The sequence below is a fragment of the Salinirubellus litoreus genome (assembly GCF_037335815.1).
Classification (GTDB): domain Archaea; phylum Halobacteriota; class Halobacteria; order Halobacteriales; family Haloarculaceae; genus Salinirubellus; species Salinirubellus litoreus.
Genome location: NZ_CP147841.1, coordinates 778,416 through 801,626, shown reverse-complemented (window position 1 = coordinate 801,626; position 23,211 = coordinate 778,416). Strand labels below are relative to the sequence as shown.

13 protein-coding genes and 1 tRNA gene are annotated in these 23,211 nt (G+C 60.8%); 5 read left to right on the top strand and 9 right to left on the bottom strand.

The genetic code is table 11. The annotated features are described in order from the left end of the window. Positions 1-26: 26 nt before the first annotated feature. Entirely contained in the window at positions 27-4,589 is a 4,563-nt protein-coding gene (locus WDJ58_RS03885; protein WP_338916313.1) for a glycoside hydrolase family 15 protein, read from the bottom strand. A gap of 174 nt (positions 4,590-4,763) precedes the next feature. Here WDJ58_RS03885 and WDJ58_RS03880 point away from each other — a divergent pair, with 174 nt between their 5' ends. Further along, the gene (locus WDJ58_RS03880; RefSeq protein ID WP_338916312.1) at positions 4,764-5,114 is read left to right on the top strand and encodes a DUF7510 family protein; all 351 of its coding nucleotides are present in this window, start codon (positions 4,764-4,766) and stop codon (positions 5,112-5,114) included. 40 nt (positions 5,115-5,154) lie between these two features. On the opposite strand, the gene WDJ58_RS03875 is transcribed toward WDJ58_RS03880, so the two are convergent. Continuing rightward, positions 5,155-6,225, bottom strand: coding sequence for a glycosyltransferase family 4 protein (locus WDJ58_RS03875; protein ID WP_338916311.1), 1,071 nt, complete (start codon positions 6,223-6,225; stop codon positions 5,155-5,157). A 190-nt stretch (positions 6,226-6,415) separates the two neighbouring features. Here WDJ58_RS03875 and WDJ58_RS03870 point away from each other — a divergent pair. Together WDJ58_RS03870 and WDJ58_RS03865 are read left to right on the top strand one after the other, a co-directional pair. Continuing rightward, a tRNA-Gln gene (locus WDJ58_RS03870) sits at positions 6,416-6,488 on the top strand. Between the two features lie 518 nt (positions 6,489-7,006). Further along, the gene (locus tag WDJ58_RS03865) at positions 7,007-8,797 is read left to right on the top strand and encodes a hypothetical protein (RefSeq protein ID WP_338916310.1); all 1,791 of its coding nucleotides are present in this window, start codon (positions 7,007-7,009) and stop codon (positions 8,795-8,797) included. Between the two features lie 260 nt (positions 8,798-9,057). Here WDJ58_RS03865 and WDJ58_RS03860 read toward each other — a convergent pair whose 3' ends face one another. The 6 genes from WDJ58_RS03860 to WDJ58_RS03835 form a co-directional block, all read right to left on the bottom strand. Then, positions 9,058-12,921: a helicase-related protein gene (locus WDJ58_RS03860; RefSeq protein WP_338916309.1), complete on the bottom strand. Its 3,864-nt coding sequence runs from the start codon at positions 12,919-12,921 to the stop codon at positions 9,058-9,060. Positions 12,922-13,062: 141 nt separating this feature from the next. Beyond that, complete coding sequence (locus tag WDJ58_RS03855) at positions 13,063-13,557, bottom strand: hypothetical protein (RefSeq protein WP_338916308.1); 495 nt, start codon at positions 13,555-13,557, stop codon at positions 13,063-13,065. Between the two features lie 104 nt (positions 13,558-13,661). Then, on the bottom strand, positions 13,662-16,547 hold the full coding sequence (locus tag WDJ58_RS03850) for a DUF1156 domain-containing protein (RefSeq protein WP_338916307.1): 2,886 nt from the start codon (positions 16,545-16,547) through the stop codon (positions 13,662-13,664). A gap of 1 nt (position 16,548) precedes the next feature. Then, on the bottom strand, positions 16,549-16,956 hold the full coding sequence (locus WDJ58_RS03845) for a DUF7680 family protein (protein WP_338916306.1): 408 nt from the start codon (positions 16,954-16,956) through the stop codon (positions 16,549-16,551). Positions 16,957-17,186: 230 nt separating this feature from the next. Then, the gene (locus tag WDJ58_RS03840) at positions 17,187-20,501 is read right to left on the bottom strand and encodes an ATP-binding protein (protein ID WP_338916305.1); all 3,315 of its coding nucleotides are present in this window, start codon (positions 20,499-20,501) and stop codon (positions 17,187-17,189) included. Then, positions 20,498-20,710, bottom strand: a complete 213-nt coding sequence (locus WDJ58_RS03835; RefSeq protein ID WP_338916304.1) for a hypothetical protein — start codon at positions 20,708-20,710, stop codon at positions 20,498-20,500. Before WDJ58_RS03835 ends, WDJ58_RS03840 begins: the two co-directional genes overlap by 4 nt. Positions 20,711-21,452: 742 nt before the next feature. On the opposite strand from WDJ58_RS03835, the gene WDJ58_RS03830 reads away from it, so the two are divergent. Both WDJ58_RS03830 and WDJ58_RS03825 read left to right on the top strand, forming a co-directional pair. Then, positions 21,453-22,103, top strand: a complete 651-nt coding sequence (locus tag WDJ58_RS03830; RefSeq protein WP_338916303.1) for a hypothetical protein — start codon at positions 21,453-21,455, stop codon at positions 22,101-22,103. After that, the gene (locus tag WDJ58_RS03825; RefSeq protein ID WP_338916302.1) at positions 22,100-22,534 is read left to right on the top strand and encodes a hypothetical protein; all 435 of its coding nucleotides are present in this window, start codon (positions 22,100-22,102) and stop codon (positions 22,532-22,534) included. Before WDJ58_RS03830 ends, WDJ58_RS03825 begins: the two co-directional genes overlap by 4 nt. A gap of 95 nt (positions 22,535-22,629) precedes the next feature. Here the strand turns inward: WDJ58_RS03825 and WDJ58_RS03820 are convergent, their stop codons facing one another. After that, positions 22,630-23,136, bottom strand: coding sequence for a hypothetical protein (locus WDJ58_RS03820; protein ID WP_338916301.1), 507 nt, complete (start codon positions 23,134-23,136; stop codon positions 22,630-22,632). Between the last annotated feature and the right edge of the window lie 75 nt (positions 23,137-23,211).

The window sequence follows — 23,211 nt, the reverse complement described above, 5'->3', positions numbered from 1 at the left end:
GGAGCGGCGGCGGCCCGTCGGCGCGCTCAGAGCGTGAACCGCCTGACGGTCGTGCTCGCCCGTTCGAGGTCGCGCTCGGAGGCGGCGGCCACGACGACCGTGTTCTCGCCGTAGACCATCTCCAGGTCGCACTCGAACTCGCCGTCCTCGGGCTCGACGACCGCGGTGTCCGTCGGCGTCTTCATCGCCACCAGCGCACCCGTCGTCTCGCCGGAGAAGACGATGTGGTCGCCGCGGAACCGGGTGTCGACCCGGAGGGCGGGGCTTCGCTCGCGCTCGTGGACTCGCCGTTCGAGGTAGCGCTCGCGGACGAACGCGGGTCTCCCGACGGGCTCGCCCGCGTCGATACCGTGGGCCAGGCGGACGTACTGGGCCATCGCCCACGCGAGCGGCGTCGCCGCGCCCGTCCCCTCGCCAAGCCGCCAGCCGTAGTCGGTGCCGTACTCGCGGTCCCAGACCTGTTCGGCGAGCATCCGCCCGGAGTTGGCGAGCCGTTGCATCGTCCGGAGGAGCGCCCGCGATGTGAGGGCCTCCTCCTCCTCTTCCGCCCCGGCGTCGTTCAGGAGCTCGTACTCCCCGCGTTCGCCGGTGAGTAGCGGCCACAGTCGGCCCTTCCCGAACTCCCGGGTGGTCCACGGCCCGCCCTGATCGCCGCGCTCGCGCTCGCCGTAGCCGTCGCCGTTGTAGCGGTAGAACGCCGGTCCCTGCGGGAGGTCGATCCTGAGGGTCTCGTCGACCTCGGCCAGCGAGTTCCGCATCACCGGGTCGTCCGGCGACTTGATACCCAACCGGACCAGTTCGAGGAACCCCGCGTCGATGACGTTGCGTTCGTCGAGCGTCGGCCCGCCGTTGGCGAGCGTCCGCTCCCGCCCCGCGTCGGGGTCCCCATCGCGGGTCACCCGGACGTAGTACGGTACCCGATCGTGCCGCTCGGTCCCCGTCTCGGTGGCCGTCCAGTCCTCGACCTCGTTCGTCCAGTGATCGGCCAGGGCGAGCCAGACGAGCGCGTCGGCCTCCTCTCCAACTTCGATGGCGAGCCTCGCCGCGCAGGCGAGCCCCGCGATCTCCGCGGCGATACTGGACGGGGAGTAGCCCGACTCCTCCTCCCAGCGCTCCTGGGTGGTCTCGGGGCCGTTGCGCACGACGTAGTCGGCCGACCGACGGACGTTCTCGTAGTCGTAACCGACCTCCTCGAAGCCGACCCCGCGCTCGAAGAGCCGGTAGGCCATCACCTGCGGTAGCGAGACGTTGTCCATCTGTTCGCCGCCCCACCTGGTGTGGCCGTTGACGTAGGTGTTCTGCGGGACGAACCCGTTCTCGCCCTGCTGGTGCGCGTAGACGAACTCGAGCTGGTTCGCGGCCGTCTCGACGTCGCCGACGGCGTCCGCGACCGTGAAGGCGTGGTAGAGGTCGCGCGACCAGACGAAGTTGTAGCCACAGCCGACCCCGACCTCGTCGGTGACCGTCTCGCCCCACGGGACGGAAGGGGAGGCGACCGAGGCTCCACGAAACGTCTTGTCCTCCATCGCCCGCAGGCTCATCAGTGCCGTCCGGTACTGGTTCGCCAGGTCGGGGTCGTCGGCGACCGACGACGGGATCGGCCGGTCGGCGAGGAACGCCCGCCAGCTCTCCCGGTAACCCTCTCGCACGGGGTCGTACCCCCGCGCCAGCGCCCCCTGGGCCTCGCCGAGCGCGGCGGCCGTGTTGCCCGCTCCCGCGAGCCCGAGCGCGACCTGACTCTCTAGGTGAGAGCCGATCCCGAGCCGGCCGACGAGGACGACGTGGTCGCCGTCGACGCGACCCCGTGGATCGGGGAGCGGCCCCTCGGAGAACACCTCGGCGAGGTGGTCGCCGCCCGCGACGCCGACGGTCGCCCAGTCGAACCGCTCGGTGGCGGCCAGCGCGACGGCGACCGAGTAGCCCTCGCCGTCCTCGTCGACGAGCAGCGGGGCCACGGGCTCGCCGGTGTACGCACTCGCGTCACGGGCGACGAGGTGGTGTTCGCCGGGTTCGCCGAGGCGGAGCCCGCGGTCGCGTTCGCCGGCGTTGCGGGGCGCGGTGTCGGCGACCGCGAACACCTCGTAGGTCTTGCCGTCGTGGGCCTCGAACGAGACGTCCGCGACGACGGCGTCGTGGGCTGGGTCGGCGGCGTACTCGACCTCGAGGGTCCACTCGTGGCCGTGGCCGTCGTCGGTCTCGGTGACGACGTGTCTGAACAGGAGCGCGTCGTCGGCCGCCGGCTCGACCCGGCGGTCGACCGACCCGCCGCTCCGCCCGTGCTCCATCTCCGCGTGTGTCCGGACGAGGTACTCCTCCTCGGGACACCTGACGAGGAAGTCGAGCGTCCGGAGGTTCATCAGGTCAACGCGAGGAAATCGGAGCTCGGTCAGCGCTCCCTCGGTGAGGGTGAACCAGACGCGCGAGGGATCGCCGGTCCCGTGGTCGGCGACGGTGCCCACGCCGAACTTCTCGCCGGTGGTCCAGCGGAGTCGCTCCTCGGGGCCGGTCGGCGTCGTGACCGTCGGGAGCGCGTCGTGTTCGGCGAGCAGGGCCGTCGTCCGGAGTCTGAGGGCGTGCGTCAGCCCGAGCGGCGTCGCTCCGTCGAGCGTGCCGTCGTCGAAGACCCCCGCCGCGAGGTAGCCCGCGTCCGTGCAGAACGGCCCGTCCGACGAGAGGAGCTGATAGAGGTTCCGCCCGCGCTCGAAGAACGCCTCGCCGCTCCGCCCGTAGCCCTCGAGCAGTTCGCCCAGCCGCGCCGCGCCGAGCGCGCCCATCGCGGTCGAGAGCGACCAGACCTTCTCGGCCGCCTGGTCGATCCCCTCCGCGCGCCACCGGTCCTGTTCGTAGCGGGCGAGCCCCGCGACCGGGCTCGCCCTCGGGTTCCGGTAGAGGCCGTTGAGGAGCGTCCCGGCGTGGTCGGCCAGCCGGTCGAGGTCGGTCTCCGTGAGGCTCCGCCCCTCCAGCGAGGCGAACTCCCTGAACGCGTCGACGAGGGCGAACGTCGAGGCGTCGAGCCGCGAGTCGCGCACCCCCTCGTCGAGCCGGAGGGCGTAGAAGCCGAACTCCTCGTCCCAGAGCCGATCGAGCCCGTCGTAGACCCGTTCCGCGCTCTCGCGGGCTCGCGTACCCACCGCCTCGGAGAGGGGTGCCCTGGCGACCGCCGAGTACGCCCGCAGGTACGTCGCCGCCGTGTGGGTGAACTGACCCAGCGTGTCCTCCCAGGCGTTCAGACACGGGTCCGGGAGGCCGCCGTCGTCGAGCGAGTCGTCCATCGCACGGACGGCGGCCTCGACCGTCGCACGCACCTCGTCCGCGAGGTCGTCCGGGAGGTCTCCCCGTCTCCTGCGGAGCAGTGTCGCCAGGAACGTCACCGTCCGGGCGGTCAGGTCCGCGCGGTACTCGCCGGAATCGGCGTTCTCGACGGTCGCGTTCGCCCACCCCGGCGCGAGCGACCCGTCGGCGGCCCAGACGCGGTGGGGCCAGGTACCGTCGTCGAGCTGGGCCTCGCAGTAGAACCGGGCGGCCTCGACGAGCTCGCGGTCGACGTCGAGGCCGAGGCGGTCCGACGCCGCGAGCAGGCTCCCCGCGACCGTCGCGTCCTCGCCCACCCAGGTGTAGCCGTACCCCCCCGAGCCGACGTTGAACGGGTCGAACTCCGGGGCGGCGATCCGAACCCCGCTCGGGGCCTGGAGCAGGCCGAGCACGCGGCGGTCAGCCTCGATCAGCGCCGACCGGGGTGCCGACTCCGGGACGTCCACGCCGGTCCACTCCCGGGCGGCCCCTCGCAGATCGTCGGCGGTCCGGTAGGAGGTCGCACAGTCCCGCAGGTCGGCGAGCGCGGTCTCGCGGGTTATCTCCCCGTGATCGGATAGCTGGCTGACGAGCGTCGTCCGGGCGGCCCGCCCGGTCCGCTCCAGCGGCGCGGTCACCAGCACGTCGCCCGAGAGGTGGGTGTCCTCGTAGCGGTTGACCGCCACGTCGCGGGGGAACTCGACGGGGCCCTCGTCGAGGATCTCCTCGAACCGCTCGGGGACCTGCCCCTCGACGCGTTCGAGTCCGGTCGAGGCCGTCACGTAGTCGTGTTCGTGGCGGTGGAACACCTCGACGGCCTTGCTCCCCGCCGGCCCGCCGTCCTCGTGGACGAGCCGGCCGACGCGCGCGTCCCGTCCCTCGGGTGCGAGCGTGAGGAACGCCACGAGGCTCGCCCGTGCGGGCACCTCGCCACGGAGTTCGACGTGCGTGACGTGCGCCCGCCCGAGCGTGAGATCGTACTGGTGGACGGTGAACTCGCCCACGTCGTACTCCGTCTCGACGAGGTTGGTGTCGCGGTAGTAGTGCTGGCGGATGGTGTCGAGTTCGTCGAACCAGTGGGTCCGCGACCTCGCCCTGATACCCAGGCGCGAGCGATCGATCCCGTAGAGCCCGGAGAGCGGAGAGGAGAAGTCCCTGATACCCCCCGACGGGTCGACGTGGACGAGGCGGTCCCCGTAGCCCGAGAAGGCCCCGTCGACCGTCCGCCGTTCGCCCGGATACCGCCGGCCGTCGGCACGGTCGCGCTTGTAGTCGTTGAGCGCAGTTCGCAACCGCATACCCCACCGTACGATCCACCACCTATAGTAGTGTTGAGGCCATCCACGCCCGCGAACGGGCCGCAGTCATCGACTCCTCTCCTCGCCGATCGGCGTTCCCCGGACGCCCCGACCGTCCCGGCGGGCGTCGGCCTCGCGGGAAATAGCTAAGTGACGCAGGTCCCCCTCACCGGTATGAGCGAGTCGGCGGACGCCGGCGGCGGTCCCGAGACGGTCGACTTCGACATGAGCATCGCCGATGGGCGGACGGAGATCCGGGTCGCCGGCGACCGCGACACCGCCGTCATCGTCCGGTCGGCCTCGGGCGAACACATCTACCTCCCCCCGGAGGACTTCGAACGGTCGGCGGAGAGCGGGGGCGGCCGTCAGACCCCCTACGAGAGCCCCTACGACCCCGGGAGCGGCGTCGGCGACACCCCCTACCGGAGCTCCGGGTCACCCCAGGTGACCGGCCTGGAGCCGACCGCCGACGGCTACCGCATCGTCCACCCCGAGCCCGTGACCGACGTGCGGTTCCTCCGCTGATTCGGTCGGTACTCGGGACGACCCGGCGGCGCTCCCCGGCTTACTCCGGGTCCGGCTCCGACTCGTCTAGCACCCGCTCGTAGAACTCGACGTGCTCCTGGCCGACCTGCTCCCAGGTCCGGACCTCGTACTCGAGGGGGGTGTTCATCGCGAGGCCGCGCTCGATCCCGTCGGCGATGGAGTCCGAGTCGGGCTCGACCTCGATGACGCAGTCCTCGGGGAGCAGTTCGGCGGCCCCGCTCTCGCAGGCGACGACGCGCGTCCCCACCGAGAGCGCCTCGACGATGGTGATTCCGAACGGCTCCGACAGGGAGGAGGAGACGAACAGGTCCGCGCTGGCGTAGTAGTCACCGAGCTCCTCCTGGGGGACGTAGCCGGCGAAGACGACCCGGTCCTCGATACCGAGCAGTTCGGTGAACCGCTTCAGCTGCTCGGTGAGGTGGCCCGTCCCCCCCAGGACGAGCGTCACGTCGTCGCGCCCGAGCTTCGAGAGGGCGTACAGCAGGTGCGATATCCCCTTCTGATCGGTGTGCCGCCCGACGAAGAACAGCATCTTCCCGTCGATGTCGTACTCGGCCTTCACGTCGCGGCCGGTGGGATCGACCGACGAGAAGCCGTTGTAGATTACCGTCGCGTCCACCCCGTATTCGCGCTTTATCTTCCCCCGCGTGAACTCGCTCACCGCGATCACGTGGTCGGAGCGATTGGCCACCCGCTGTTCGGTCTCGACCTCCCGCTCGGGTGGGTTGACGTTCCGGTCCGAGGACAGCGAGTGGAACGTGGTGATCCACTCGACGTCGTGTTCGAGCTGGACGCGCGAGCCCGGGCTGTAGCCGAACCAGTCGTGGGTGTGGACGATATCGGCGTCCTCGGCGCGGTCGGCGAACTCGCCCGCGAGCCGACCGATCCGCGTCACGATGTCACCCTTCCCCGTGGGGATCCCGTGGATCCCCTCGCGGTCCTCGGGAGCGTACTCCGCTGGGAGCACCAGCTCGATCTCGACGTCGTCCCTGGCGCGGAACACTTCGAACAGCTCGGCGATCGCGGTGTCGAGACCTCCGGTTATCTTCGGCGGAAACCCCCAGCCGAGCATCAGGACCTTCGGAACCATCTCGACGATTCTCGATCGGAAGTGCGCGTGTCCCGATTATATAAGTTCGTGTCACGGCTCCGCCCGGATGGCGCGGTGGGAACGGCGGCCCCGGAATCCGCACCGCGGGGCCGCGAGCCCACTCCGGAATATTGATAACGCTCAGGAGGGTATCCGGAAGTGCCTGCGGACGGTCGCGGGTAGACGCTCCAGTCCCATGGGGTAGTGGCCAATCCTGTTGCCTTCTGGGGGCAACGACCCAGGTTCGAATCCTGGTGGGACTACTCAAAATTTCTACATAATCCCAAGCTGTGCAGACGTCTCTCTCATATTTTCTCCCGTGATATTTTCCGGGAGGCGGCATCGCCTTCTCGGTTCGAATGTCGGTAAGACCTCCCCCGGGAGAGGTAGCTTCGATACTGTCCTGTCTGAGTCGATCAACATTCGCGGGTTCGGGGTCCCCCGTGTAACGCAAAGACAGACCGCGAGGGCCGTTCACTGTTCCAAGGCTTCGGCCCTCAGCGGCAGACTGCCACGCCACGCAAAGGTGGTCGGGCGTGGCTAATCTGTCGCTCAATTGTATTGAGCGTTCCGCCGCGAACAGACCTGAGCGTGAGCTTTCTCGGTCAACAGGACACCTTAGGACTGCGGCGACTAACGCACAATATCTGGGCCTCTTTCCGATATTTTCTCCGCGTGCGATCCCTCTCGCACTCGATTCGGGATATAATGACGGCCTGCTTGTCTTCACGGTCAACCGGGCAATCCCAGCTCTCGTCCCTGGTATCTCGGGGTGTCGCCTATGACGGGCGAGCACATTGCCTCCGCCCAGCACGAGTTCAAGGCATACCTATGGTACGTTGGTGATCTGACGCCTTACTGGGTTCTCTCTGGCGCGCTACAGGGCCAACCCTTCGAGGCCTCTACCGAGGTCGCGTACGACCTGCCGATGCCCGGTGGGGAGACTGAGCACTGGGAGTTCGATGTCAAATTCCAGACTGGCACTCTCGCCCCACGGCCCGATTTCGGTCTCGACGAGGATGCTGCCATGCGTGAGTGGCGGCTGAAGGGCCGAGGTCCAGGCCAGAAGAAGGCCTCGTTCCACATCAAACCCCGCTGGCGTGGCCAGCGACACACCGACGGTTCCAAGTTCAAGAGCCCCTGGACGGGGCTGTTTCGTGAACTCCCCGATCACGTCGACGAGGGAGTGGACGTCACCGCCGATGGGTCGAACGTCGAGCCAGATGTCTTCCCACATCTCCTTGACGAAGTGTGTGAGCGCCTCGCTGTTGAAGGGGGTAATTACTGGGGCCAGCGCTTTTTCGCCATGCGAAACGTCGATCGTCGCTCGCCCATCACTACTTCCGAGCGCTATTATCGGATCGAGAAGGGGATGGCAAAGAAGCTCGTTCGCGAGGACGGGTACTTTGGCCGTCTCGCTCGACTCCTGACCGGTGGGCAGTCTGCCCGGGCCATCTGGGACATCGACAATACAGAGTGTCTCGGATATCGTCACACGTTCCGCTACAACGCCCGAACAGCTCGGGAGTTCCTCCCAGGGCAGGAACGCGGGAAGCAGCTGAAATGCTACTACCCGAAGTACGTCCGGACGACCGAATCCGGTGACCCGCTCGAGCATCCAAAGGTTGGTGCGCTGTTCATGAAAGGTAGGAACGCTGAGAACACTATCAAGCTCAACCGCTCGTCAGTCCAGTGGGGGGATCGTGACGACCTCCACGGCGAACTCGAGAACACGCTCATCAACGTCCTCGAACATGCCGGTGTCCCGACCGACGCGCCGACATCGTTCGTCGCTGACGATCACTTCAGTGTCGACGTAACCGACCGCTGCGTCGAATTGCACTCTGACCCCACGCCGGCCATCAAAAAGCGTCGAGAAGCATCGGTCGCTGCTGCCTTCCGCGAGATGACCGGTGCCGGCCAGGACGTCACGCAGGCCATGGCCGACGGCGGCGACAAGATGCACGTGGAGGACCTCGCCAACGAGGCAGACGTGTCCATCTCTACCGTCTATCGCGTGCTCGAACGCATGGAGGGCGTCCTCGAGAACCAGAACGGGGTGGTTCGCTGGGCCTGCCAGCAGGCCGCCGAGGAAATCCGTGCTATCATCGACCTCGTCGAGCGGACCGTCGGCAGTGCCACTACCCGTGTCGCCCGTTTGCTCGGCGTCGACGAGCGCGTCTTCGCGAAGGAGTCCGGGGTACTCCAGCAGGTCGCCGCACGGTACGATCTTCAGTTCGGCGAGACCCACGACGGTCGCCTTCAGATACGTTTGGGCACGCCGACCAGCAAGCTCCGCTCGTCATCGAGACTCCATCGCGCCAAGGTTGTGAACGAAATCGCTGATGCATGGCTCCAGGTCGGCCGCGCCCTAGGTGAGTTCTTGGGTGCCGACATCGTTCTCGAGAACGGCGAGACTTGGCGTGCTCGTTCGCTCATCGACGAGTACCGCTCTCGATTCGAGTCCCTTGACTACGAGGTCGGTCTCGACAGCGGCCGCGAGCGCGAGTCCGCTCTCGACTGCCGCCAGAAAGTGTGGCACGACCTCGGTGAGGCTGGGCCCCCCGGCTGACCCCGCCAGTATAGTGGCAACACTATCTCGCACCCCTCTTACCGGCAATAATCGCAGCTTCCTTCCCCTGTAGAGCATCCTGTCGTGGTGTATTTCGCCTGGAACGCCAGTGCCAGCGCTAGCGCCGATGGGACTGTTCCTATCCGCCGGGAATATCCCCTTAGCGAGTGTGGCTAAAGGCCACCCCCTCCGGGGGAAGAAAATAAACCGCCTCCGCATCCGCACGGCGGTTCCACCCGAAGCAGTCGAAATGGGGGTCTTTACGATGGAGTGCTCGACGAGTCCCGGTTATCGAGGAACTGTTCACACCACGTTGTGAGAACATCTAGAGGAGTATCTGACACCGACGCACCCTCTGTACTGAGAGTGAATAGCTCCTGGTCCCGACCCCATCCACACACTACTGGCAGCTCCGGGCTCTCGGGCCGCCCCTTCGTGTGCTCCGTGAGTCTGGTCTTGTCTTGACTTCCCTTACGCATCAACTGAATTAGCGCAGCTAAAAGTGGGCTTCCCGGAGCTAGATATCGAATCGAGGGGTACTCATCAGCGCACTCGGCCGAGAACGTGACTGCTGCCGCATTCATTTCTGGAGCAATCGTTTCTGCAATCGTCTGTTCCCCATCCTCCTCGGGAATCTCAACGCCGTCTGCCTCCAGCTTGTACGCCGAATCCTCGAATGCGAATCCCTCAAAAGGTGAGTCATCGCCCGAATCCACTTCTAAATCGGCCACTGCCGTGAATTTGACTCCAGCCTCAGCGAGCGCTTCACTCCGAAGTAGAGTCGCTTCCAAGCCGGCTGGGTCGAATGGAGTCGTGTATTCGTAGTCCCCCGCCCCAACATCCACGAGGTCGGGATGAGCGTAGGACTGCCACGCATCGAGCTTCGCTTCGTCGATGACGTCCTGTTGGACTAGGTTCTCGACTCTGTCTAAAGATTCCCCTATCTCGACTCGATCACTCTCTTTCTGCGACTCGATCTCCTCCGAGAGTTGCCGGTCAGCCCGTTCAACAGCGGCCCCGCTCTCCTCACGATCGGATTCGAGGGTTGCTGTGCGAATCTGCTGGCTCACGCTCGACAGTATCGGCTGCATATCTCCGACTACGTTTTCGAACAACCCGATACGAGCGTCCAGTCTCTCATAAATATCAGTCTCGACTGTATCTTCGTAGCTGTAGTTCAGGATGGTGACCTCTTCGAACTCCTGACCGATACGGTCAATTCGCCCGATACGCTGCTCAACACGCATCGGATTCCACGGCAAGTCATAGTTAATCAGCGCACCACATTCCTGTAGATTGAGTCCCTCACTAGCTGAGTCCGTACAGACGAGGATATCGACGTGCCCGTCGTCGTCCGAGAACTCCCGCTTCACTCGCTCCTTACCGACTTCGACCCAGCTTCCTGACTCCTGGTCGTAGACTTCCCCACCACGTCCGGAGTATGTCGCGACAGTCTCGCCGTGTATCGATATGAGGCTCTTGCGGATGAAGTCCATCGTATCTGTGTACTGTGTGAAAATTATCGCCCGACTGTGACCCTCCCGATCGAGTGTGTCAAGGTCGGTCTTGAGTTGGCCAATCTTCGGGTCCTGCTCGATGTCGGCGAGTACGTCCACGAACGACTCGAGTTCATCAATCTCCCGCTCGAGTAGGTGGAGTCCCTCGTCGGTCACACTCGGGATGATTTCGCTTAGATCTGCGTCCTCTAACTCCCCTTCTAATTGGTCTAAGTCGTCAGGGTCATCGATGTCATAGTTTCCGAGTGTCTCCATCACCACCTGTTGCGTGTCACTGTAGATCTGCTCTTTCGCTCGCTGTTTTCCCCTGAGGACAGCGAGCTGCCCACGGAGCTTCTTCACTCGATTCTGGAGACTCTGTGAGATCGCGTAGACGCTGCTGGTCAAGCGCTGTCGGTACGTCGTCATCACGAACCCGATGGCCCGAGAGTCGGCCTCGTCGGACTGCTGAGCCAGCTTGTAGAACTTCCTGGTGTAGTCGTCGATGCGGTCATACACCTCGCGTGTCTCGTCAGTCAGCTCGATTTTGTGCTGCTCAGGATTCCGTGTCGGGACTCGCGTGTCAAGGAGCCCGACTCGCTCGTACTTCCGGAGCGTATCACGGGTATTTCGATGGATGAGAGCGTCAACAGGAGTCGACTCGGAGAGGACATCTTGGACGACCCTCCACCCCGACCCCGTCAGTTCGTCGAGCGATTTGAGTTGGTCAGACTGAGAGAATGTCAACCACTCTTCTTCAGCTTTCCACTCCGGATAGAGGAGGTACTTCAGCTTCTCGTCCTCTTTCGCTTCGAACGGGTCGACATCGTGCTCGTCGAGGGCTGCTTCGAACGCCTCGATGTAGCCGTCGTAGTGGGTACCGTAGTCGCTCGCGAGAGTACACGCATTCAGGAGCCGCTGTTTCGCGATGGACCGTGCCTGGTCGTCGTCCTTGATATCTAACTCACTACCGACGCGGTCGATGATTCGGTTCGATAAATCCGGGTCCTCGGAGAGCCGGTCTTGATACCGCCCGTCGGTGAGGGTCGATTGTGCCGACCAAGAATCGTCGGAGTCGTTCGAATCTGTCTCGTCCAGTTCCTTGTCGAGGGATTTGCTGAGTGCTCTACGCGTTTCGAAGAATTCGACGAATTCGTCGTGATTGCCCCACCCACCGGGAAGGTCGAGCAGCGACATCAGGTCGTAGAGTTCGCCAGGATGCAACTGCATGGGAGTTGCAGTCAGCAGATAGTACGTCTGCGTATGGTCGCGGAGCCGCTCCATCATCGAGTAGAAGCTGCTCGGTTTGCGGCCGTTGTGCGCCTCGTCAACGATGACGGCGTCCCAGACCCCCTCGCGACCGGAAGATGCTCGACCGCGACAGCTCGCAGGAACGTCCTCACGGGTCCTGACTGTACTGCCCTCCGCTGGGGCGACCTCGTCCCACCGATCGCTGAGGCGGGCTGTGTGCCACGACATGATGACAAGGGTCGGGGCGCTCGTGTTCTCGTCGACCTGCTGTTGATGGAGGAACCGCCAGTGTGGGCTCTCAACCCAGGCCTGTTCACGTTGAGATGGAGACAGATCTAGGTCGGCAACGCTTGGAATCGGGTGTTCTCGTCCAAATGCGTCGATGAAGACGTACTCGTAGTTGCTCCCCCGCTCGTATCGGAAGGTGTTGAGATTGAACTTCTCCCACATCTCCTCCTGCCACTGTACCGTTAGACTGGCTGGGACGAGGAGGAGCCCAGTCTCCAGTTCGCCTGTCAGTCCGAGCCGAGAGAGAGTCAGGCCGGCCTCAATGGTCTTACCGAGCCCAACCTCGTCGCAGAGGAGGAAGCTGTTTGGATAGGTGTTGACGAGGGTATCGGAGACGACACGCTGGTGTGGCCACGGAGTAATCGTGCTCGCTTCCTCTGCAAGCGCGAGCCCACCGGGAGCGAGATGGCCATCTGAGATGACGTTCGCGAGGTCACGCTCGGTCAGCGGAGCTTCACCACGGGCGATTTGGATGGCCTCTTGGAGCTGCTCTGGGGTGTCCGGGTTCTTCCACTGTATTAGGTCTTCTTTGATAGCGGTCGGGAGATCGTACACTTCGACGAAAGGATGACGGTTCTCCCAGAACGAGTCGAACGTCTCAATGTCGCCCTTGACGTAGGTTCGCTGTCCATTGTCCCACGACCGGTGGACTTTGAATCGCTCGTAGTTGTTCTTCCACCCACCGATCGTCTCGTTCACGCTCCCCTCGAACGAAAGCGCATTGTCATCGTCGTCATGGAAAATTCCCAACTTTGGGTGGAATATTCGCCAACTCCCCTCTCTCGGGACGGCGACCTTGATTTTCAATCGCTCCTCACGGAGGAGTCGTGCGAGCAGCTGGAGGCGTGCATCCAGTTCCTCCTCGTCTAGCTCCTGCAAGGAGTTTTCAAGTTCCTCAGCCAGCGCTTCCAGCACTGGCCTGTCTGTTGAATAGAGCTCAGTACCGACAATCAACCGCATCTCGCCGCCGTGCTCTAACAGTGCGTCTATGCCCTGCGACGCCACCGCGAGAGCACTACTGGAGAAGTAGCCAGCAATCCGATCATACCGCTTGCTTCGCTTGAGGGCAGGGACGTAGAACTCCTCCACGAGGTACGGGCGAGAGCTGGAGGGACGGCTCTCGTAGATGGAGTTCCACGGACGATTAGTGAGGTCAAGCATCAGTTAGCTTGCTGGTCATTACCAGAGGAGTGACTTATGATCTGCTCCATCTAGGGCCTGATGTCCGACTCACTCAGACCTGTCTGTCTCATTGGTAGCAGCTTCCAAACGTAGACCACCGACCATGTCCTCAAGTTCCTCGACACGTTCGGAGAGATATTGGTATTTCATCCGGAGGTCGTCCATGTCTCCGACGTCTCTCTCGAGTGTACTGAGCGTGTGTGCTATCGACTCGAAGCTGGTCGGAGTTTCTAGGATCGAGTGGTGTCGATATACGAACTCGGTCCCTGCCTCGGTCAAGCGGAGGTGGTAGGAACTGCGAAGTCCTTCGTCGTCAAATCTCATCTGTTGCTGCTCTTCCAAAGAAATCAGACTAGCAGCATCAAGTCCGATCTGGGATTCGATCCGGGTTTGGATCCCGTTTTCACTCACATTTAGATTCGAGGCTATTGTCGCTGGTTCAGCGGACCCATAAAACGAGAGATACGTTAGAACCTGTTGTGATAGGCTATCGATGGAGTAGGTTGCGTCCTCACCATCCTTATCATAGATTATCAAAGCCATACCATACGCTGTGCTGATACAGGGTAAACCGTTTGGGACCCCTCCATTCGCGAGTCCAGCCTCACCCAAACGTTAATCGAGATTTGGAAACTGAGAACCGTTACTCAGTAGTCGTCGAAGTCGCTCTGTTGGGAGTCATCACCGTCGTCGGCGAAGACGTTGGGACTGAAATCCAGATCGAGCACGTCACGAGTCCGACCAACGGCAAGGTCACGAGCGAGTTCCCAGTCTTCGTGGTCGTGTGGGAGCACCTGAAGGAGAGCCTTGAGCGTCGCTTTGAACGTCGAGTCCGAATCGAAGTTCCGTTCTCGGAGCCAGTCGCAGCAGGCACTCTCGCCCTGAACGTCGTACACGTGCATCGCGGCGTGAACTTTGTCCAGCGCAAGACCGAACGAGAGGTCGTCTGGATTCACCGGAGTGTGGCTGGATCGATTCTCGGGCTTCTCGTTGATGTTCTGGACGCGACCGGAGTGTCCTCGGAGGCTGATGTCGCCACGGCTCTTGCGCCACGTCTTCGTGCTACGCTTGATGTCGTCGATGTCGACACCGATGCCAAGACCCAACTGTCGACCCTCGTCATAGGAGAACGTCTCTGCTTCGTGGACAAGCCAGCAGAGGACGTACCATTCGGTGACGTCGTCGAGGTCGTTGATGCCTTCGACTTCGAGATACTCGTCGACGAGTACTTGCGTAACGGCTTCACGTGCTTCTTCAAGGGCCCTGCGTGGGGGGACCTCGTTGTCCTCATCGTCGACCACGGGGTACGCGTTTGCAAAGACTCGAAGTGTCGGACCGAACGCACTGATAATGACGTCTGTCTTAGTGAGAGTTAGGGTAGAATCTAAAAGATCTCTCGCAGCATCCTTAGCCACGCTACGGGTATCTGTAACGACATCAGACCAGAGAGACGGCGATCGCTCCTCCGGTGGAATATTCTTCTCGGGCTTCCGTCCGACGAGTAATAACGTGCTATCGGCAGACGCACTATTTCTCATCCCTGCCCTGAGCGGCATTTCGCTGGTTATGGGGTGAGTGGAAGTGATAACGAATCCAGACTTTATCAACGAGTTTGTGAGGGTATCCCATGCGTCCGTCTCTTTATGCGTGAACATCACTGTCATCACGCCACCGTCATCGAGAACACGATAAAGCTCAGAGAAGATGTCTGCCATCTTCGATTCGTACTCTTGCTTTGCTAACTCCGCCTTGGAACTCCCCGTACCTGTTACTCCATCGTACCGCTCGGGGTTAGCAACCGCCTCATTTTGTTTGTCGGTAAGCTCTCCCGAGAATATCTCCGGGAATACTCCTTCGAGGTACTCTTTCATCCAAACGTAAAAGAAATCAGATAGCTCCGCGTACATAATACTGCTATAATATGGGGGGTCAACTACTACTGACTGAATTTCACCATCATCGTACGGTAGGTCGGCAGCATCGCCTTGGCAAACGTCTGCTGTATCGACTCCGTCTGGAACATAACTGACCAGCTCTTCATACGAGTCCAAGACCTTCTCAACGTGCATTTCATGGCCCATTTCACCGACTGACATGTTGTTATCTACATAAACCCGCTTGAAAGCGAAATTATTCCCTTTGAACACATGGTCGGGATACGCCCAAGTCATGTGCCAAGAGGCCAGCCGGCAATTATACTCTATCATCTTGCTTGCTCCGAGGGTCAGTAGCGTGAGAATTGCCTCCGCGGTCCGGTCGTCATGTTGATTGCGTATTTCCGGTTCTAACTCTTCCACAGCAGCTCTGTATTCATAATGTGCGACGAGCTGGCGGGGTGAGAAGAGATCTCTCCATTGTTCCATCCCGTAGCTCCGTGGTTCTCTCGTTTTGTTCCCTTCGGGAATTTCTGTAGTTAGGAGCTGTGCAAGCTCATAATCAGAGTCCACCCGATCGGCAGCATCCTCCATTGCTCGCCGGTCTTCTGGTGCAGGTGCGCGGTACCCTGGTGTGCCATCATCATTCCGTATCTTGAGACAGTATACGTCGTGTTGGAACTCTCCATCCGCGATCTTGCTCTTTACAACCTCACTCTCTGTGATGACGCCACAGCTCATACATTCGGTGTCACCCCCCCGAGAGACGGTTCCGTCGGACGGGTCGAACTCGCCAAGCTCCTCCTCTGTGGGATTGATTATACACGAGTAGCTCACTTTACCAGCCTCGTTTAGTGATGGGCGAGCTACGACACTGGTTCCGCTCCCATTCGGATTCCGAACCCACCACTTTGGTACCAGCGGAATATCTGATCCACAAGTCGGACACTCAATAACGTACGTACAGACACTACTGTCGATAGATTGACCGGCTGAAACGCTCGGGTAATACTCAGAGAGTCTCTCTTTGGCCTTGCTTCTTGTCTTATCTGCCCACTTTTTTCCAGCCCCGTTTAGAGACCCGACTTCTGGAGCATACTGAAGTAGCGTCTTCAGGATCACCGATGGAACGGGGTTTAATTCGTTGGCATGTGTTGGGAGCCCGTAACGAATCGCTTCGAATGGAATAACTCCTCCTCCCGCTGTCGGGTCCAGAATGTTCGGGAGTTCTCCTCCCCAAAACTCCTTCAGTTCACTATGGAAATTTTTCAGTTCTTCGTCAGTTGGTGAACTAGTGAACGGCCTCGGGTAGCCATAATGCTCACCCAATGTTCCGCTGCGTTCGGCTTCTGTCGACTTTTTTTGTTCTACGTACTTCGACAGATTCGATGAGATGCCCTGTTTCGGTCCAATCTGCATGAGCCGGAGGAGATCGTCAGATGAGGTGTCTGAAGGGAGAATCGATCCCAACACCGCCAGTCTTGATGCAGGTGTTGGTCTCCGGGCAAACCAGGGATGCAAGTACCTGTGCGGCGGCATGTGCTTAGGATTCGCCTCTTTGAGATTCTCGATTCCAACCGCCTTGAGAGGCAATTCCCCCTCAATTGCCAATTGTCTCATATTCTCGAACTCCGAGCCAAGCGTCGTCTTCTTACTCATATTACAGATGATCCGTCAACAGCGTTCGCAGTGCCTTCTCGCCGTTCGGTGAAGACGGAGACCGACACTTCGCGTGCCAGTAGTAGCACTCTTCGTCACTCATTCGTGCGATACCACGACAGAACGCCCGCATCCGGTCGACCCGCTGGATGGGCTTCACACCGAGGAACCCCAGTGCCAGCCGAACACCGACCGTCTCCGGGAGGAACACCTCGGCAGAACCAGCAGCGGTGAGAACAGACTCGTCTCGGTCTGCTCCACGGAGTGTCTCCCGCACCAATGGGAGGATAGCACGGAGGCGACTTTCAGACAGTCGCGTGACCTTCACCGCCGTCCAGTCGTCCCACTCCCACCTGTCGACCTCCGGAGCCGCAGATTCCCTGAACACTGATTTGAACTCTTCACTCACGAGGCCTCGTCTGGGATTGCCGCGCTGGAGACGGTCACGCCGGGCGATAGCCTGCGCCTCGGGCAACAACTCGTACAGGGTCAGAGATGCACCGTCTGAATTATCCCGACGGGCGAGCGCGAAGGTCGGGCGCCCCCCATAGACGCTACTGCCGAGCTGGCCCGCTCCGACCATCTTCTCTTCGGGGCCGAGATTTGGCGGCGCGTCTGCGTCAGGGGTGGAGGGAGAAGTCATTGCTGAACCTCTGCGGGTACTTCGACCGGCCCTCGCCCTTGAACCTTCACGTCGATATTCGTCGATCCGAGTTCATCCTGAAGCTCCGCGAGCAAGTCGTCCCCCGCATTCGAGATTGGTTCAGGGTTTTTCAGGTCGACACGGAGCTTCACTTCGACGAGGGACGCGCCGTCGAACGGGTCCGGTTGATTCGTCACGTGGGAGAACTCGTTGAGACCGCCGGTGAACTGGGCCTCGTACGATGCCCCACTAGACGACTTTGTCTCGTACCGCATCCGTATCGAGACGTTGTCGGCCCGATCCTTGAGCGCTTGGCGTTGGGCGATGAACGACCCCTTGGACAGTTGGTCGTCACCCCCCAGCTCGATAATAACGTGGTCGATTCCTGGGTCGCTACCCGAAGGAGACTTTCCGAGAGCGTGCGTCCGGATCTCGTTGAACGCTCGGGAGGGCGCCATCAGACTCGTCGACTGCTCCCAATCCTGCGGTTGAGCGCACTCGGGGCAGAGTCCACGCGGGTTCAGTTCGCTCTTGCTCGCCATCGTCTTTCCGCAGTTGGAACACTCGGGATCTTCTGGACCATCTCCGTGCTCCAAGCAGTAGTCCCCCTCCTCATCGACTTCGGCTTCGCAGCCCGGCTCTGCGCATTTTATTATGCCAGTCTCTGGTGGGCGGATGACGTCGTGGTGGACATCCAGAAGCGCGCCGATCTCGGTGTAGACAACGTACTCGTCGCCAATCTTGACGTCCGAGTCGCTGATGCTCGTCTGGACGTCTGGAGACTCAGAGAGCGGATTTGCCTTCCGCCAGTTCTCTGGCCGGTCGTCTTCGTCCCCATCCCAGTACGCGAGGCCGTTCTCACCAACCGTGCTGTCCCAGTAGGTGTAGCTGGCGTCGTCGACCATCTTCGCCACCGTCTTTCTCAGTGGCTTGGTGTTGAGGAGGTACGGGAGCCCTGGCTTCTTCGCGAACTGCGCGACCAGTTGCTCGGTTGTCATGCTGTCCTGCGTCTGCTGCCAGAGCTTCTGCTTGAAGAAGGCGACTCCCTTCGGACCTGCATCGGCTCGAATCAGCCTGTCGTCGAGAGTCTCCTCGACGGCCGTCACCAGTGTCGTTCCACCGTTGGCCTCGGTCGCGTTGATCGTCAGGTGAGTCAGGCCGTCCCGATCGACGTAGTACAGGTGGCGGTAGACACCACGGACGAACTCACCCAACAAACCGTGTGTCTTGTCACGACGCTCGCGAAGCTCCTCGATTTGTTCGTTCGAGAGGTCCGCAGTCTGTTGTGAGTCGTCGAGAAGCGCTTCGATAGCCTCCAGCTGCCGTGCCTCGTCGACCGCCCCCTGAATCTGTTCCTTGTCAGGGGCGAGGAACAGCACGTAGTTCTTGTAGACTCGGCTCTGGGAATCCTCACCGCGTCGGGAGGCGGCTTTCTGGTAGAGTTGCTGTACTTTCTTCGGAGGCTCGCTTCCCCCGTCCAGGACTGGGGCGGTGTCCATGTGCATCACCGCGAGTTGCGGTTTCGATAGCTTGTCCGGAACGTCTGCAGGCGACTCGGGGAACACGACTGTCTCGAACGCCCCTGTCCCGACCTCGGAGTTCTCTAGCCGGCTCTCGAACCGGTTTCGTGCCTGCGCATCAGGGGTGTTCTCCACCCGCTGATTGATAATCTTGACCAGGTTTGGCTGTGATTTGAACCGCACCCTTTCTTCGTCATAGAGGAAGTAGCACGCGACGTTCATATCGCCACCAGATAGCGCCTCTAACGCAGAGTCGTAGTTGTCGAACCGGATGTCAGGGTGGCCAAGTGCAGCGTTCATCTCTGCTCGGGTGAGTCCCGTGGCCTGCTCACCGTAGGCGAGACTGTGCCACAGGACCGTAGTCGTCAGGTGACTCCCCAATGGCGGGATGCCCTTCTCGACCCACTTCCGATCCTCGAGTTGGGCGTGAGCCGCGTCGTCGTCGCTATAGATGTCCGCCGTGACGGCCGAACTCAGGTCGACGAACTCGAAGAGCGTCTCTCGAAGTGTGGAGTCGATGCTCCCATCGGGGGCATCGTCCGCCGGCGTTAGATCATAGAGCCGGATCCAATGCCGTGTGTAATGTTTCGGTTGATGGTTCCAGAGATAGTAGACTGCCCGAGCGAGAAGTTTCAGTGCACCTCGAGTCCGCTGGAACTTCGGTATCGTATCGATCTTCTCGGTGAGCGTATCGATGATGGTCGGGTGGAAGGGGTACTCTCGCTCCAGTTGATCCACGAACCCAGCATCCGTCGCTTCCTGTGGGAACTGCCGGTCGCTGTCTGCATAGTACTGGAAATACGACTCGGCAGCTTTAGCAGCTCCACCATCCTCAATTGTCTCGAAGAGACGGTGCTGCAGCACTTGGCCCACTTCACTCTCGGAGGTGGGAGTCACTGTCTTGTGTTGGCGGCGACCGATCTGGTTCAGCTCGTCGATGAGCCCCCGGACGTCCTCTGCTTCCTCCTCGAAAGCTGTGTCTGCGATACTATAGACGACCGTGACGTCATCAACCTCCGATGCAGTCTCCAGCAGCGAGAGGATGAACGTCAGTGTCTGGCTCGCGAGAGTAGCGTCTCCCACCTCGACGGCTGATGCGGCCTCGAGATATGCTGCGATCTCGTCGATCAGAATCAGCGCGGGCCCGTCGCCGAGTTTGAACAGGCCCTTCAGGGTGTTGCCCCCCGGAGCATTCTGGGCTTGGTCGTACTCTTGGATGTACTCGTAGCCGTCAATCCCATAGAGCTGGTAGGCAATTTCCCCCCACATCGTACGAGTCTTGGGAGCTCCCGAGCCTGGCCCAGCGCTCCGGGCATTCTGCCCGTCCACGTGGCCGCCAACAAAGACGGCCGTCTCGACCGACAGTCCGTCTTCGACAGCTTCCAGATAGGACTCACCAACGATTGACGCTGCATCGATCAGATGCCGGTCAAGGTCGCGTACGTTGGTGGGGTTCTTTGCTAGGTGGTACGATGCAATGAGATCGTGCGTCTTCCCGCCACCGAACCGTGTGTCGAGGCAGAGTATACTGCTGGAGTACCCCCCGTTGTCGTAGTCGGTAGAGGCAAGGAACCGTCCCGAGAGATTGCTCAGGAGTGTTTGGAGTCCCTCCGTGGGGTACGTCATGTCGAAGAACTCCGAGGCATCCTTGTAGACCGGAGCTGCCTCCTCAGGGGAGTGTGCTACCGTGGCGAGACTCGCAGCGAATTGGTCTTCTTGGAGCGTCCCATTGAGAACGTCATCACGTGGGGTACATGCATCGAAGAGGTCTGGATACTCACGACTGCTCATACGTCGATCTCCGAATCCCCTGGTTTAGAGATAATGACGAACTCTTTGTTCTCGCTGTTGTCGATGATCGCGTGAGCGATGTCTTTCGACTCCGCCACGTCGATTTTAATTGGCTCACCCACCTCCGAGCCGAATCGCTGAAGCTCTGGCCCGGATAGATTCACCCGCCCTGACCTGCCGGTATTCTTCGCTACCTGTTTGTAACTCATCCGGATAGTTAGTATCCAGACGCGTCATAACTAAACCTTTACTTAGACTAAGCCCACGAATCCGATTATCAGAGACACTACGTGAGACTCATCTTCGCATCGAATCACCAATTCTTATCTCTGTAGGTTCCGCAAGATACGGCTCGATAGCCGGGTAGTCACTCCATCCACCGATGGGCATCACCGTCCGCACGTCCACCTGCCACCCGACGTGGTGGTACGTCGCCCACGAGCACCGCAGGTATCTACGCGAACCCCCCTTCTTTTCCACTTCGAATCCACGTGATGTCTGCGAATTTGTGCCCTTGCCGAACCACTTTCACTCCGGTAACGTATCTTTTAATAGTCCCTGTTTTATGGTGTGATAGAATTCGGATAGTTGACCGAATTTCACCACAATTCGTGTGGCTCGATATCTTCTAGATTAGGCTGGACTAGCATCTTGGCGTCATATTGTATTACGATATTACCTGAGTCAGACTTATGACTGAAACCAGACAAAGGGGGGGTTCTCACCCTAGTAATTCTTAAGTCTGGACGTGTTAGTCCCTGCTAACAAGTCAGGCACGAACTGAACAAGGGGGACCGAGCCTGCTGGAACAGGCTCCGGGTCCCCCACACGAGTATGGGTTCCCCGGCAGCGGTCCACCCTGACAGCAAGACGATTGCAACCAACTGTTCTTGCTGGAGTGGATTAAGCGTTACTCTGCTGGGTGAACTGAGCTGCTGCGATAGTCAGCAAGTGATCTACGACACGTTACAAGATTGGATACGATCGGTGAATAGCGGCCAACCAAGCGTTGCGGACCAGATTCGAACGGCGGAATGGTTCGCCCAGCAGGGCTTGACCCCTACCAGTGAGGACACGGTTCGGCGTGCCGAAGTGGGCGAGGCACTCGGGAACGAACTCGACCACACCACAGGCACGGTCCTCGGTAACCTCGAAGCGGCCGGGGTCGTTGAGGAACTCGCTCCATCCGGCCCGTCTACCTTCATCCTGAAGGAACGGACCGGCGAGTTCCTCCTCGGAGAAGGCGTGGACCTAGGCGCACACGTCGACGAGGAGCGAGAGCGCTTCCTCGAAGATCTGCACGCACGCGAGGCCGAGCGAGAAGTAGCCGCGCTTCCAGACGGAGGGGCCGACAGGACGACGCTACGCGGCGTTGCATCGCAGGCTCTCGGCGTCTCGCCGCAGGACCTAGAGGATGCGATGGCCTCCGGTGAGGAGGACGAGCGGATGAATAAACTCGACAATGTCGTCGGTGCCATCAAGGACTCCGACGGGGTCGAGAAGGGGGAAGGCTACGACCAGATAGGCTTCCGTCGCAGTGCGCTCCGGTACCGGCTGACCCACCAAGCGGCCGGGACGCCGGTGCGGGGTGGTGCGGCGTGAGTAACGCCCCGGCCAAGGCACTCCTAACCGTCGCCGGCGTGGTGTCTGCTGCGAAAGTCGGCGAGTGGCTGACCACGTCGAAGCACGATCGGCTGGTGAAGAAGACGGCCAAGGGCATCAGCCGGAAGGCCCCCGACGCGACTCTTCAGGTAGACCACACAGTCGACGCTGGAGAGGGTCAACCCGACACCATCGGTGGGTTCCGTCCGGACCTCGTCGTCCGCGACTTCCCTCGGTTCTTCGCGGTGGAGGTCGAGACAAAGTCGTCGCTGGACACCCACGCCAGCAAGCAACTCGAAGTGTTCGCCTCCAAGCGGAACTACACCGCCGTTCTGGTGGTACCTTCCTCGACCATCCCGGCGGCCGAGGAGTTCGTTGAGAACCGGGTCGACGCTGACGTTCGAGTGGCAACGCCCTCGGACGCAGTGTAACGCTCCCAGTCAGGCGACCGACATCGTCTCTCCGATTCTTCCCTCGGTCGGCTCCGCGAGATACGGTTCGATAGCCGAGTAGTCTCACAAGCCGATTACAGGTAAGGCGCGATAAGGATCAGGATACCAGCTGCGATATGTGGCGATTCGTTCTTTAATCTCCAATTCTCAACTAGTAAATGAACGTAGAGAAATCCACCAACGAGTATTAGCGCCACGGACTGTAGCACCACATATTCAAATTGAGAAATAATTCCCGGTACAGCAAATCCGACAGAAAGTGCTATTGCGACAGAACTGAGCAGGACTATCTTGAATGCGCCTTCCTTTGTCCTCATCTTACCACCAGTGATGAATGCAGTAGGACCCGCAGTGTAGATGTAATGAGTGACGATCGAGCCCACAACGCCCTTCAACGATAGCGTCAACAATTTCTCCAATCCTCCTCCATCCAGACTATACAATAGGTTAGTCAATGTATGAAAATCGAAATAGAAGACGACAGCAATCACAACAGCCGGAATAGCTGTGTAGAGATGTTCCTCATCGAGGAACTCTACTCTCTCCGTCAGAGCTACAAGTTGATGCGGTAGAATGGACATGTCTGAGGTTAAAAAGACGAAACAATAATCCTTGACCTCATTTTCTATCCTGAATGAAGAGTTACGGGTGATCCG

Coding starts and splice junctions, on each gene's coding strand:
- WDJ58_RS03875 (WP_338916311.1), bottom strand. CDS start 6,225: ATGGTTCCGAAGGTCCTGATGCTCGGCTGGGGGTTTCCGCCGAAGATA.
- WDJ58_RS03820 (WP_338916301.1), bottom strand. CDS start 23,136: ATGTCCATTCTACCGCATCAACTTGTAGCTCTGACGGAGAGAGTAGAG.
- WDJ58_RS03865 (WP_338916310.1), top strand. CDS start 7,007: ATGACGGGCGAGCACATTGCCTCCGCCCAGCACGAGTTCAAGGCATAC.
- WDJ58_RS03840 (WP_338916305.1), bottom strand. CDS start 20,501: ATGAGCAGTCGTGAGTATCCAGACCTCTTCGATGCATGTACCCCACGT.
- WDJ58_RS03885 (WP_338916313.1), bottom strand. CDS start 4,589: ATGCGGTTGCGAACTGCGCTCAACGACTACAAGCGCGACCGTGCCGAC.
- WDJ58_RS03855 (WP_338916308.1), bottom strand. CDS start 13,557: ATGGCTTTGATAATCTATGATAAGGATGGTGAGGACGCAACCTACTCC.
- WDJ58_RS03850 (WP_338916307.1), bottom strand. CDS start 16,547: ATGAGTAAGAAGACGACGCTTGGCTCGGAGTTCGAGAATATGAGACAA.
- WDJ58_RS03835 (WP_338916304.1), bottom strand. CDS start 20,710: ATGAGTTACAAACAGGTAGCGAAGAATACCGGCAGGTCAGGGCGGGTG.
- WDJ58_RS03880 (WP_338916312.1), top strand. CDS start 4,764: ATGAGCGAGTCGGCGGACGCCGGCGGCGGTCCCGAGACGGTCGACTTC.